Origin of the sequence: Vibrio sp. 10N.286.49.C3 (assembly GCF_041469545.1) — a bacterium.
GTDB classification, from domain to species: Bacteria; Pseudomonadota; Gammaproteobacteria; order Enterobacterales; family Vibrionaceae; genus Vibrio; species Vibrio tasmaniensis_A.
The window spans coordinates 38,918-52,615 of record NZ_JBFRKT010000032.1 but is presented as its reverse complement, the minus strand read 5'-3'; the positions used below and the strand labels follow the sequence as shown (position 1 = coordinate 52,615).

The window sequence follows — 13,698 nt, the reverse complement described above, 5'->3', positions numbered from 1 at the left end:
TACCGTATAAAATGTTTAAGCTGAACCTGCTAAATCACCCTATCAGTATTCAAGCCTGTTCTGTTTATTGAACAAAAACCGGCATAAGTAGAGCGATTAATGGAATTTCTTGTCCATTTTCGAACACTAGGTTTCCATTTTCTAAGTCAGCGCTGATTTCATAACCACTTTCTGTTTCCTTGATCATTTCCATCACAAGCAATTCATCAATACCTTCACGGATGAATGGGTACTCTTCAACAAGCTCATTTGAGAAGCTAGAGTGAACGTTACCCTTTAATGCAGGTACAATCATCGAAGGATTACTGCTGATGTTTTCGGTTCCTTCCGGTACGCTCACTAACCACTTAGATTCGAATTGACCCTTACCTAGATCTAACGACATATTGTTCATTGAAAGGTCGAAGCCTTTAGCAAACAGGATATCGATAAATGGAATGATCTCGGCAACGTCTTCTTGCGTCATTACTGGATTAGATTGGTAAATCTCAAAGATTTTCTCAAACGATTCGCTATCCAATTTCGACATTTCGAAATCGACGTTTAGGTTGTTCAACTGGCCTTCACTGGTCTCGATGTTTGCGATATCCAGCTTAAGGTTGCTGCGCAGACGCTTAGTCGCTTCATCTAGATGTGATTCAAAATCGTACTTAGAGTTTTCAATGGTCATGAAAGGCTGCATTGCAGAGTCTGTAACCAAGAAGCTATCGATAGTAAAATTCTGAGAACCTAACCAGTAGCCTTTCGCTTGTTGACCTGAACCTACACCTTTTAGGTTTGACAGTGTTACCTCTTCACCGGTTTCAAAATCAATTTGAACTGAAGGGATTGAAAGCTCGTAATCAACTTGCCCTAAAACAGTGGCATGGCCAGACAGATTCGATTTCGTGATTGATACCGAAGTACCATTCTCATCAGAACCTTGATGATTGAACTGGCTTAACTCGAAGTTAAAGTCAGTGTTGCCGTTTAGCTCAGTGCTAGTTGTCAGAGTTAGAGGCAGAATATCAGTATTATCAAACGTCGACAGTGCATTCAGGCTCACCAAACCGTGGCTAACCGCACTATTGATGACAAACTCACTCGGCAGCCCATCAATCGCGAGTTGTTCTTTCAGGTTTTCATCGGTCACAGTTAGGCGAGTAGTTACGTTAGAAGACAGGTAACCTCTATCGTACTCCACGATCTCCGCTTGAATGCTTGAATTGTTAAGCTTTGCAACACCATCGGTAATGGCATTTTGTCCAATTTGGCCAACCGCTAGTGGCCAACAAAGTGCCAATGAGATTGCGCCGCCAATTGCACCAATTTTTCTTAACTGTTCCATGAGTTCTCTTTCTACACGTGTCTGTTTTTTTTAGTCTAACCCATCAGTAGCAAACAAGAAACATTGAGTTAAATCAGTCTATTGCTCAATACTTCGATTGCCTCAATAAATTAACGGCTAGCTCTCATCCTTATTCGGCGGTTCTTGCTAGGCTAGAGACGTCGCTACTATTAAGGTTGAGCTGTGAATCAATACGCTGTTATCTGTTTGGACAATAATCCGGTTAGCATTGAAAGAATACGTTCGGAGTTGGCTCCGTTGGCTTCTGTATTCGATATTTATACTGCCGAGAACATAGAAGACGCGCATCACGCATTAGAAGATATTCATGATCACAACCAAACCGTAGCCTTGGTGATCACTCATCATCATTCTGAATTTAATGGCGTGCAATTTCTGATTGAACTCGAACAGCTGCCCCATAGTAATACCGCAAGAACGATATTAGTCAGCGCTTCGTCAGACATTCAATCCATTCTAACCGCTGTAAATGAAGGCAGGCTCAACCACTGTCTAACCAAGCCAGTTCAAGATCAGGTTCTATTCAAATCAGCGCAAAAAGAGCTAACGTCTTTTGTCATCCAATACGACTCAGAAAACCTGCTCTCTTACAGCGATGCATTGGATCAACAGCGCTTACTCAGAGCGCACATTGAACAAAAGATTCACTCTTTCCAATCGGGTTTCATTCACGATTACCACCAGCTTTCTGACAATGCCCTTGCTGAGCGTGTCGTCAGTGCTCTGCAGGATGTCTTTTCAAAAGATGATAAAACCAAGGCCATTCGTGATTATTCACCAGAGCATCTGCTGACGGTTGAGGGCGAAGATAATCGCTTTCTTTGGTTAATTATTGAAGGTGAAGCGGCGCTCTATAAAAAAGATGAACTGGGGCAGCAACGCGAAGTTGTGCGTCACTCTAAGGGCAATATTGTCGGAGGGATGTCATTCGTGACGGGTGAGCCTTCGTTCTCTACTGCGATTACTCTGACTCAGACCCAAGTCATCAAACTGGATAAAGATAGCTTTGCTCAGGTGATGCATTCAAACAACACTCTGCTGCCGCTGTTTACCAATCTACTACTCCGTCACTTTAACCGACGATTACAAAGAAGCATCAACAATAAGATCCAGCTTCAGCAAACGCTAGAATCGTTGGAATCTGCACATCAACAATTGATAGAGAAAGAGAAGATGGCGATGCTCGGCCAACTCGTGGCGGGTGTTGCACATGAGTTGAACAACCCGATTGCAGCGATCTTGCGAAGCATTGAAACCTTGTCTGAACATCTCGATCAAATACTCGAGAACTCGGCACTCCCAGAATCCAATAAAGGGACGGATGTATTAGCACAGTCAAAAATGGCGAAGCCACTATCAACAGCTCAAGAAAGACAACTTGTAAAACACCTCACCTCTACTATCGATGACCGCGCGCTAGCTAAAAAAGCCGTAAGACTGAACCTGAGCCAAGACTCTGCGGTTCTAGATACCTTAAAAGGCTCCCCAGTCGCAGGCAAAGAGCTACTTAATGACTTAGAGCATTATCACTATGTTGGAAACTCTATCCGCTCAATTCAAGTATGCAGCAAGCGTATTGCCGATATGGTTAAAAGCCTAAAAAGCTATGCCCGAGAAGATGAAGAGGTTCGCCACTACGCAGATATCCACGAAGGGCTTGAAGATACGTTAGTGATCTTTGAAAACAGGCTCAAACATCACCAACTTGAAAAACACTACGACACCGACTTGCCGCTTCTATTGTGCCAGTCGCTCTCGCTGCAACAAGTGTGGACCAACCTTCTCTCTAATGCACTTGATGCTCTTTCAGAGCGAGGCAAAGTCTCTATCACCACGTCTCAAGAAACTAAAGGTGACGACACGTTTCTTGTAGTGCAAATATCGGACACTGGACACGGTATCGCCAAAGAAGACATCAACACTATTTTCAACCCAAACTTCACGACCAAAAAAGAAGGCAATTTCGGTTTAGGGATTGGGTTATCCATTTCTCAACAAATCGTTTCGGCTCATCAAGGTTTTATTTTGGTGGAGTCTGAGGTAGGCAGCCATACACACATGCAAGTGTGGCTTCCATTCAAACAAGAAGGAGCACCTCATGAATAAGTACCTAATTTTATGTGTCGATGATGAACCTGAAGTTCTCAATAGTGTCCTTCAAGATTTAGCACCATTTGAAGACAACTTTATTGTTGAAGGTGCCGAATCGGTCGATGAAGCTAAGCAAGTCATTCAAGAAATGGGACAGGAAGGTATTAAGCTCGCCTTAATCTTGTGTGACCACATCATGCCTGACAAAACGGGGATCGACTTTCTTATCGAACTTAACCAGCACGATTCTACAATGCCGACACGCAAACTACTGCTTACCGGGCAAGCCGGGCTAGAAGATACCGTCACAGCAATTAACAACGCGGCGCTTGATTTTTATATTTCAAAACCTTGGCAAGGCGATCAACTTAGAGACACGATTACTCAACAACTGACAGACTATGTCATTGCAAACGACAAGCAGTTGTTAAACTGGACTTCCATTTTAGATACTGAGCGCATACTGACATCAATGTCGGACAAGCGAACTAGTTTCAGTGAATAGCGATAGGTTGGTAAATAGAGGTTGTTTGCTGAATAGTGATTAGATGATGAATAGCGATTAGTTAGTCGCGATGCATCTTTGACACTAAGTGTATTTTGTATAACAGCGAGTAAATTAAGTGTATCTAATAGTTATCGATAACAAGTGAATGGATACTAGATTTTGCTAAATAACCCTAAAACATGAGATCTCTGTAACAGAGCAGTACTTTACTTGCTTGTTTTTTAGCTAAATGACAAATGAATAGCATTTTTATGGGTTACTTTTCCGCGAGTTAGATTAAACTGTCTCAATGTTTATGGTTTGGCTATTTTTTATCAAACCAAAGGGATCAACACTAATAAAGGTTTACGGTCGTTATGCGCAAAATTCTACTTACTACCGCTATGCTATTGGCTTCTAGCCAAGCACTAGCTGTCGATGGACAACCAAATGAACAAGCACAAGTAATGAGCAACTTTAGCTACGATTACTTTGACGCTCGTATCGGTGCGAGCCCAATTACATTTGGTGGTGCGTTCAGTAAGTCAATCCACCCGAATGCTCACGCAGTAGCGCGTATCGATTCAGAATTTGAAGGCGATTACGACTCTGCTGTAGGTCTTGGTTTCCACGCTCCAATTAACAACTGGGCAGATCTAACGGGTGAAATGCTAGCTCGTATAGTTCAACCAGCTGCGAAAAGCTCTCCTGATGTTGGTATGGAATTCAACGTTGGTGTTCGTCAATGGCTTGGCCCACAACTAGAAGTTGGCGGCAAAGGCGGTTACGTTTCTATCGATGATAAAGATGATTGGATCGGTTCTGCTTACGTTCGTTTCCACTCTACAGAACTATTCTCTCTAGGTGCAGAAGTTCGTATCAATGATTTCTACGGTGATCAGTTAATGTTCACGACTCGTTTCAAGCTTTAAGTAAAACGAGAAAGCTCTTAATAAGAGCTTAGCCTTTAAAACGGGCTAGATAGAAACAAAAAACCGAGGAAATCCCTCGGTTTTTATATATAAACAGTAATCTTATGCATATACAGGCGATATCTTTAGTGGCAGCTCTTTAATAATTGCTGCTTGCGTGGCTCTTGTAATAGTTTCCAGTGAATACCATCAATTGCACCCGCAAACTTCCAAAGTAATTTTAGGTCAACATCGTTTCCGTACGCTTCGCGAACCTTATTAAACACTTCAGATGCACCCAACTGCATAAACATTGAAACATCATCCACTCCAGCCTTTTTAACCATGCGTTCTAACGTCAGTTGCATGTTAGGCAAGTCCCTTAATCTACGGCTAGCAGATGATTTTTTGAAGCTACGCTGCTGAATTGAATTATCGATTGAAGTACGAATAATACTATCCAATTCAGGATGCTCAGACGTAAAGAGATCCGTGATGTCGTAGTAATTCACGGTCGCTGTCGTCTGCTTTTTTACGTGACGATACTTTTCACAATCAAGCCCCGTCAGCTTTTTATCTAATAACTTCCCACCTCGAATGAATACACAATCTTCACTCAACAAAGCGAACATAGCGTCATTTTGAAAGAGGCCAATACCTCCAAACATAGAGCGCTTTTGATGTTCACCAAATTGATTCACGTAATTAATAAATGCTGTCTCGGTCATATCCGTTGATCCTTAATCAAATTACCCCGATTAGGTTGATCGCCAGACAAGCAGCTTTTTATGCGAAAAATTTTAAATCTATTTAATGTTTAGGTGAATATTATGGTTTCGTTTGTCACCTTTGAAATAAATGATACTTCGAAAAGAAAAATAAGTCAGGGCGCAGCTCACATCAATCAGTTGAATATCCTTGCTTTTAATGATTTACATCACATTAAACTATCAAATCACGCCAAGAATTTAATTCTTAGTGATACCCCCGTTCAAGTTATCAAAGCTTATGTGGTTCGATGAGTATTGCCTCGCAGCATCGCGGCTTGTAAAATGGTACGACATACATGTTCTTACTCTTAATATGAATCATTTATCATTTTTCTGGCTACCACAAAATAAAGCTCTTCTCCTTAAGGGCCTAGAATCCGAGTTTGCCCAACTTGTTGGACATTCCATCTCAGCGGGAAAAATAACTCTTCCTCCGATTCCTGAGGTTGTACTTAAAATTCAAAAGCTATGTACTCTTGAACCAACAGGCGTCGCCGAAGTTGCCGAGTGCTTACTTGAAGACCCAGGGCTGACAGCAATCGTGATCAGAGTTGCTAACTCAGTTGTCTTCAACAGACGCAATATTACTTGTGTCGATGTTATGACGGCCGTATCGCGTCTTGGTATATTGAGAGTACGTGACATTGTCACAGCTCAGGCTATTGAACAACTTAAACATTCCGTCAATTTGAGTAAAGAGTGCAACGAGCTATTGGTTCAGAGCGCTTCTGTATCAAAAGAACTCGCCGCAACTATGGTGTTAGTCACTAACCTATTTAAAGAACTATCCCCTACCGAATACCGTTATCTAGAGCATGAAAAGTCACTACTTGTTGGGTTACTTGCAGACATTGGCTTGTTCTGTTTGGTTAGTGAATATCACCTCTACCTAGACAACGGGAACTATTTAGATCACGACATTGCACTGCAAATATTCCAAGGCCAATGTTCAGCAACCAGTAAGTTGGTCCTTAGACGCTGGGGTTTCGACAGCGACTTTATCGATGTGTGCAGCAACACCATTAATAATCACGAAGAGCGCGAGGTGTCTTACCTTGATATTGCGCGAATAGCTAACCACCTACTGATGTTTAGAAACAAGGATGAGAACATTGATGAGCACGAAGTAGAACTAAACGTGACAGGAGCGGAAGTACTTTATAAATTAAGCAACTTGAGCAAACAGGATTTTAATGCAAAGCTAAGTGACGTGATCAATACTAGCGGCTTCTAAGTTACTGTTAAATTGCTAGTAAATGCAATATGAAGTCAATGCAATGGGGAAAGCATGTTTACAGGGATGATCTTTATATTTGCGCCACTCGTCGTGGGGTATCTTTTTTCAATTTCGAACGCTCAGACGCTAGAATTTATCAACCGCTCTACTTCGCGGTTGATCTACGTGATTCTCGCGTTAATGGGACTTAGCTTAGCCGCACTCGATAACCTAGGCAGTAACCTGCAGACAATTCTTCTATACACGGCCACTTTCTTCGTCTGCTTAAGCGTTTGTAATCTAATGGCGCTACCTGCTATTGATAAGTTACTGCCACTCCAGACAGACAGCTGTAATAAGAAACTCCCCCTGTCTTCTATGGCGATGGAGTCTGCCAAACTCATCTTAGTGGTCGGTTCCGGCCTTATTGCGGGTTTAGTTCTGCCTATTGGACTTGATTGGGTTGATACCGCGAGTGAATGGATTCTGTTTGTTCTACTGTTCTTTATTGGCATTCAGTTACGCAATAGCGGACTAACACTTCGTCAAATCTTACTCAACAAGCACGGTATGGTAATCGCAATCGCAATCATCACCACCTCAATGCTTGGTGGTATTATTGTGGCTTATATCCTTGATATTCCTTTGTTCAGAGCCTTGGCAATGTCTTCAGGGTTTGGCTGGTATTCTTTAGCCGGTATCTTGATGGGCGACGCCTTTGGTCCTATTTATGGCGGCGCTTCTTTCATGCTTGAGCTGTTAAGAGAGTTAGTTGCTTTAATACTTATTCCTGTGCTGATCCGAAGCTACCCATGCACATCGATTGGTTATGCAGGCGCAACAGCGATGGATTTCACATTACCTGTCATTCAAACCACAGGTGGCGTTCGGTGCGTGCCAGTCGCCATAGTCAGTGGCTTTATCCTCAGCTTGCTTGTCCCGATTTTGATGTTGTTCTTTGTATCTCTTGCTAACTAGATCGCAGGAATAGCGTTTGTTTTAGATTAGAATGCAACTCGAATACCGATGCCCAAGACACCGATACAGTTACCGAAATAAAAAGACACTAAGTGTCATTGCTCAACAAATAATGATCACGGTAATCTGTAACGACAACGTTATAAAAAGAATAAACTTACAAAAGGAACCGCTATGAAACGCCTTTGCGTCGCATTACTGCTAGCTTCAACTTCGACTTTCTCTTTTGCAGCAGATTCAATGTCTGAGACAAATCAGTGCCAAGCAAAAAAATATGATGCGTACATCGACGCCTCTTTAGGTTGGTATGCTGACCTCGCGACATTAACTTCTGAGCAATACCCAGAATTGACAGAAGTAAGCGAGTGGTTCCTAGAAGGTCGTAAGCACCACTTCGAGCTTAATCGCGCTGCGGTAAACTACTACCTTGTGAACGATTCAAGCAAAGTGGCAACAGAGCAACCGGTAGAAGGCTGGCTGCAACTGGAACAACACGACATTAAGACGTTATCAACACGTGATGATGAACTTGGTAGAATTGCGAAAACAACGTTCGACGACCGCCAATCAACACCTCACGCTCAAAACTACGAGCTACGTTCCGCCTTTGCTGAGCTGCTTAGTCACCCTAAGCAAATCGATACAGCACTGCAGCGTTACAACCAGTCGATCGCCAAACTAGAAGCGATTAAGTGTAAATAACCCTTAATTTACTATGCTTTTATGGGAAGTTGGATTTCATAATTAAGACGGGACATTGTTCCCGTTTTCGTTTAGATTATCCCGCTCGCGTCAATATAAGAAAAATAACTCGCTTGCTATGGTTACGGAACAAAAAACAGCAGATGTTAGCTTTGACAGTCTTCTACGTATCTTTACAGTACCAGAAGGCCCAGACTCAACACTCACTCAAATCGAAGACAAACTTTCACGAAACCTGAATCAATTCTTACGTGAACACATTGTGGCTGAAGAAAAGCCGCTGCGTGAAATTGAGAAAGATTTTTCAAATGCTCATATCCCTGAGCAGCCTGAGTTTGTTTCAGAACATACCGAGCATCTCCTCGATTCTCTTGTATCTCATTCGGTTCATACGTCGTCGCCAAGTTTTATTGGTCACATGACGTCTGCGCTACCCTATTTCCTGATGCCGCTGTCTAAAATCATGATTGCGCTAAATCAGAATCTAGTAAAAATCGAGACCTCAAAAGCTTTCACGCCCCTAGAACGTCAAGTTCTGGGTATGTTACATCGCCTGATTTATCAGGATAGCGACCAGTTTTATTCTCGCTGGATGCACAGTGCCAACCACTCTTTAGGAGCGTTTTGTTCTGGCGGTACCATCGCGAACATAACAGCGCTTTGGGTTGCACGTAACAACGCGCTAAAAGCACAAGGTTCGTTCAAAGGTGTGGAAAAAGAAGGCTTGTTTAAAGCCATGAAGCACTACGGCTACGAAGGCCTTGCTATCTTGGTTTCTGAACGTGGTCACTACTCTCTGAAAAAAGCAGCGGATGTCCTTGGTATTGGTCAAGAAGGTCTAGTGTCTGTTAAAACAGATAACGACAACCGCATTTGTACGGACGACCTAAGACTCAAGATTGAACAGCTCAAGCAGAATAAGATAAAGCCTTTCGCTGTCATTGGTGTGGCTGGTACAACCGAAACCGGTAATATCGACCCTCTAAGAGACATTGCAGAAGTATGTGCTGAATCCGATTGTCATTTCCATGTTGATGCCGCTTGGGGAGGTGCGACTCTAATGTCGAACAACCATCGTCACCTTCTTGATGGTATTGAATTGGCTGATTCAGTCACGATTGATGCGCATAAACAGCTTTATATCCCTATGGGTGCTGGCATGGTTTTGTTTAAGAAGCCAGATGCGATGACCGCAATCGAACATCATGCTCAATACATCCTTCGCAAAGGCTCAAAAGACTTAGGTAGCCATACGTTAGAAGGCTCTCGTTCAGGCATGGCAATGTTAGTCTACGCCTCAATGCACATCATCAGTCGCCCTGGGTATGAACTGCTAATCGACCAGAGCATCAATAAAGCGCGCTACTTTGCTGACCTGATTAAAGATCAAAACGACTTCGAACTGGTTTCAGAGCCTGAGCTTTGCCTACTGACCTATCGCTATGTGCCTGAATCAGTCAAAGCAGCACTACTCAAGGCTAAAGCACCAGAGCGTGTTGAACTGAATGAGCTACTGAATGAACTGACCAAGTTTATTCAGAAGAAGCAACGTGAAACGGGCAAGTCTTTCGTATCGCGAACGCGCTTAAACCCCGAAATATGGGCGCATCAGCCAATCATCGTTTTCCGTGTAGTATTAGCAAATCCACTGACGGGCAACGATATTCTCTCTTCAGTGCTTGAAGAACAGCGTGAAATCTCTAAACTAGCACCCAATTTGATGAGTAAAATCACCAAATTGGTTAAGCTAATCAACGCCTAGCCATTCAATTTTAGTTGCATCAAATTGAAAATTTCTTTCTTTTTGATGTAACTTAGCTGTCAGTTCATACTCAATTTGCATTCTTTTTGCTCTAATCCTCTTCCAATTCTGTAGTTTTCTAAAATTTTGTTGAGGTTTGTCATATTCTTAAGCATTGATGCCGTGTTTTTGTATTAGTGAATAGTATCTTGGGTTTATACTGACTCTATGGTGCTAGTTAGCTTGATATCTATTTGATGCAGTAGAATTTACAATACCGAATATAAGTTTGGTTTTGTATTTTCTTATATTTGTTTCAGCCATACCCCCTGGTAAAAGATATTAACTAGCAAGTTGTTCTCTATACCCTTGTGAACACTATGAATACATTAGAAAAAATACAAAAAAACCTGGAAAATTTCAGCAAGTCTGAGCGTAAGGTAGCCGAAGTAATCATGGCTTCCCCTCAAACTGCAATTCATTCTAGCATTGCTACCTTAGCTAAAATGGCTGACGTGAGTGAGCCTACAGTTAACCGCTTCTGTCGTCGTTTAGACACAAAGGGCTTCCCTGACTTTAAACTTCACCTAGCTCAAAGCTTGGCGAACGGTACACCTTACGTGAACCGTAATGTTGAAGAAGATGACGGCCCAGATGCTTACACGCATAAGATTTTTGAATCAACTATGGCTTGTCTAGATGTTGCTAAAAACAGTTTAGACGCGATGCAAGTAAACCGAGCGGTTGACTTACTGACACAAGCAAAACGCATTTCGTTCTTCGGACTGGGTGCCTCTTCTGCTGTAGCCAAAGATGCTCAAAACAAATTCATTCGTTTCAATATCCCAATCACTTGTTTCGAAGACATCGTGATGCAACGCATGAGCTGCATTAACTGCAGTGATAACGATGTTATTGTTCTGATCTCTCACACTGGCCGCACTAAAAGCCAAGTAGAGATTGCGAACTTAGCTCGTGAAAACGGGGCGACAGTTATCGCTATCACAGCAAAAGACTCTCCGCTAGATAAAGCGAGTTCTCTGTCTATCTCATTGGATGTACCGGAAGACACTGACGTTTACATGCCAATGGCAAGTCGTGTTGTTCAGATGACGGTTATCGATGTGTTAGCAACAGGCTTTACGCTTCGTCGTGGTTCTGGCTTCCGAGAGAACCTGAAACGAGTAAAAGAGTCGCTTCGTGATTCACGTTACGAAAAGTACTCTCAGTTCTAATCTGTTAAGATGTGAGCTTAAGAATTCAATTGAAAAACGGAGCCTAGAGCTCCGTTTTTATTTGTCTGTTTAAATGGGTTTGTGCTGTGATTGGTTATACTGTGTCTGGTTATGCCAAGAGCAGATTGAAGACTGTTAGATAGTCCAGCTATTGCCCTTCTCAACCACGCTGTTCTCGGACGCATAAGAATTGATAATGGTAAAGCTCGACTCGGCGGCAGGCTCTTGCTCGATTTGATTCATTGAAGCTCCCTCATGATGCCCTTCTACACAACCACACTTCTCGCAAACCTTCTTCAGAATATGTACGAGCCGTTCTTGGTTCAGCGGTAAAGGGTTCCCTTTAATCGCCACTGACTTGAGCGCGTCGGCAGACACCTCATCAAATTGGGCTTCACAGACACCAAATTCCAGTAAAGTTGGAAGCTTGAGCGTATCCAACACTTCAGACAACCAAGAAATCGCATCTTCTTCTGTTGCTTCTACGTTATCTGTCACTATCTGAGAAACTCGCTGATAACGCGCTAGGATGTCGCTTCTTTGCTGCTCTTTCGCGACGGCTATGTTCTCTAACATCACAAATGGTGCTAAACGTGCAGTTATCACACTATGAGGAGCCGAGATTTTGCCACCTAGCGCAGAAGCCAAACCATGCGCAGCGCCAAGTTTGGCGTTAGTTATCGCTATTCCCCCTAACATAGAGGAAAACGCGAGATCAGAACGCGCTTGAGGTTCATCGTAGATACACGCCTGAATGACAGAACCACTCAGCTTACGTAAGCCTTCTTCACAGATCATATCAGTCAGTGGGTTCGGTTCACCGCACACATAGGCTTCCATTAGATGGGTAAATGCGTCCATAGCACCTCGCCCCGATAAATACAGATTCGTACCATGAGTTAGGGTTGGGTCAACAATCGCAACGTCAGCCAGCATGTCTGGGTTTCTAAGGCTGATTTTTACTTGGTCTTGCCCTGATTTCAGCACCGCGTTTTTAGTGACTTCTGCACCTGTACTCGCTGTGGTTGGAATCGCAATGAACGGAAGCGGTTTGGTTTTAAGAGGGACATTACGCCCAACGACTTCAACATAGTCATACAAACTACCTTGGTTAGGTAAAACCGCGGCTAACGCTTTGCCCATATCGATGGCGCTACCGCCCCCCATAGCGACAACCATATCTGGCTTAAATCGACGTGCAGAAATAGCAGCCTCCTCAACCATTTTGATATTAGGTTCACCGGATACGGCAATGTGTTGATAGCGCAAACTCTGTGCATCGAGATAGTCAGTGACTATTGAAGTGCGCTCTAATGTATTGCCAGTCACCAATAGCACGCTGTAACCGTATTGATTAAAGAGAGACAATGAAGCGGAGAGTGCTCCATCACCAAAGATGATCTTTGTAGATGTCATAAATTGAAACATGGTGCCTCCTGCGCCTATGACCGAACAAAACTGCGAACTCTTGGTTTTTAGGAAATTGGTCTCTTGGATTTCACATTTGAAATTTGAAATTTGATTTTCGTATTTACAACACAATCCCGGCACCCCAAATACGAATGCACTAAAACATCATTACTTCAGACTGCTTACAGAATATGGTTCCATACCTAGATAAAGGATGCCTCGTTCTGCGTTTGATTTTTTTGACAAGGTGCAACTTGTCGCACTAAATATCGACTAAAGTTGCAATCTTAGGGGTAATTCACATACTAATACTGAGGGGAATTCACGATGACAGTGGCCAATAAACAAGACTCTAGCCTTTTATGATTAATATTTGCGCTGATAGGCAAAACCTATCGTATTAAGAGGCAATTCCATCTTTATTTCCCCATGCCATTGAGGCATAGTTGGTTTTAAGAAATTTTGAGTGGCATTCATAAAAGAATAGTTAACATAAATGAGTTAACGAGCCTCATCCCGTATTTAGGAGAAATTAAATGTTTGTAGTTATTTTTGGTCGCCCTGCTTGTCCATTCTGTGTTCGTGCAAAAGAGCATGCTGAAACTCTTAAAGCTAAACGCGATGACTTCAACTACCGTTACGTTGACATCCACGCTGAAGGCATCAGCAAAGCTGACCTAGAGAAGACTGTTGGTAAACCTGTAGACACAGTTCCACAAATCTTCATCGACCAAGATCACATTGGCGGCTGCACAGAATTTGAAGCATACGCAAAAGAAAACCTAGGTCTTTTCGATTAATCTAGAATT

General features: G+C 42.7%; 12 protein-coding genes. 9 read left to right on the top strand and 3 right to left on the bottom strand.

Annotated elements, in window-relative coordinates; all coding sequences use genetic code 11:
- Positions 1-64: 64 nt before the first annotated feature.
- Positions 65-1,327, bottom strand: coding sequence for a DUF945 family protein (locus AB4180_RS14780; protein WP_102249848.1), 1,263 nt, complete (start codon positions 1,325-1,327; stop codon positions 65-67).
- 183 nt (positions 1,328-1,510) lie between these two features.
- On the opposite strand from AB4180_RS14780, the gene AB4180_RS14775 reads away from it, so the two are divergent.
- The 3 genes from AB4180_RS14775 (at position 1,511) to AB4180_RS14765 (ending at position 4,858) form a co-directional block, all read left to right on the top strand.
- The gene (locus AB4180_RS14775) at positions 1,511-3,454 is read left to right on the top strand and encodes an ATP-binding protein (protein WP_017102663.1); all 1,944 of its coding nucleotides are present in this window, start codon (positions 1,511-1,513) and stop codon (positions 3,452-3,454) included.
- The gene (locus AB4180_RS14770) at positions 3,447-3,944 is read left to right on the top strand and encodes a response regulator (RefSeq protein WP_017102662.1); all 498 of its coding nucleotides are present in this window, start codon (positions 3,447-3,449) and stop codon (positions 3,942-3,944) included. Before AB4180_RS14775 ends, AB4180_RS14770 begins: the two co-directional genes overlap by 8 nt.
- 359 nt (positions 3,945-4,303) lie before the next feature.
- Positions 4,304-4,858: a hypothetical protein gene (locus AB4180_RS14765; RefSeq protein ID WP_009847060.1), complete on the top strand. Its 555-nt coding sequence runs from the start codon at positions 4,304-4,306 to the stop codon at positions 4,856-4,858.
- 125 nt (positions 4,859-4,983) lie between these two features.
- On the opposite strand, the gene AB4180_RS14760 is transcribed toward AB4180_RS14765, so the two are convergent.
- Entirely contained in the window at positions 4,984-5,565 is a 582-nt protein-coding gene (locus tag AB4180_RS14760; protein ID WP_009847061.1) for a TfoX/Sxy family DNA transformation protein, read from the bottom strand.
- Positions 5,566-5,920: 355 nt separating this feature from the next.
- Between AB4180_RS14760 and AB4180_RS14755 the strand changes: the two genes are divergently transcribed.
- The 5 genes from AB4180_RS14755 (at position 5,921) to AB4180_RS14735 (ending at position 11,479) form a co-directional block, all read left to right on the top strand.
- Positions 5,921-6,841, top strand: coding sequence for an HDOD domain-containing protein (locus AB4180_RS14755; RefSeq protein WP_017096721.1), 921 nt, complete (start codon positions 5,921-5,923; stop codon positions 6,839-6,841).
- Positions 6,842-6,895: 54 nt separating this feature from the next.
- A complete protein-coding gene (locus AB4180_RS14750; protein WP_102249847.1) occupies positions 6,896-7,801 on the top strand; it encodes a lysine exporter LysO family protein in 906 nt (301 codons plus the stop codon).
- Between the two features lie 174 nt (positions 7,802-7,975).
- Complete coding sequence (locus AB4180_RS14745) at positions 7,976-8,503, top strand: hypothetical protein (RefSeq protein WP_009847065.1); 528 nt, start codon at positions 7,976-7,978, stop codon at positions 8,501-8,503.
- Between the two features lie 118 nt (positions 8,504-8,621).
- A complete protein-coding gene (panP, locus tag AB4180_RS14740) occupies positions 8,622-10,265 on the top strand; it encodes a pyridoxal-dependent aspartate 1-decarboxylase PanP (RefSeq protein WP_017101464.1) in 1,644 nt (547 codons plus the stop codon).
- A 359-nt stretch (positions 10,266-10,624) separates the two neighbouring features.
- The gene (locus tag AB4180_RS14735) at positions 10,625-11,479 is read left to right on the top strand and encodes a MurR/RpiR family transcriptional regulator (RefSeq protein WP_004734686.1); all 855 of its coding nucleotides are present in this window, start codon (positions 10,625-10,627) and stop codon (positions 11,477-11,479) included.
- A gap of 135 nt (positions 11,480-11,614) precedes the next feature.
- Here AB4180_RS14735 and AB4180_RS14730 read toward each other — a convergent pair whose 3' ends face one another.
- Positions 11,615-12,907 (bottom strand): iron-containing alcohol dehydrogenase, encoded by a 1,293-nt coding sequence (locus AB4180_RS14730; protein ID WP_017102661.1) that lies wholly within the window; start codon positions 12,905-12,907, stop codon positions 11,615-11,617.
- A 518-nt stretch (positions 12,908-13,425) separates the two neighbouring features.
- On the opposite strand from AB4180_RS14730, the gene AB4180_RS14725 reads away from it, so the two are divergent.
- Positions 13,426-13,689, top strand: coding sequence for a GrxA family glutaredoxin (locus tag AB4180_RS14725; protein ID WP_009847069.1), 264 nt, complete (start codon positions 13,426-13,428; stop codon positions 13,687-13,689).
- Positions 13,690-13,698: the final 9 nt, after the last annotated feature.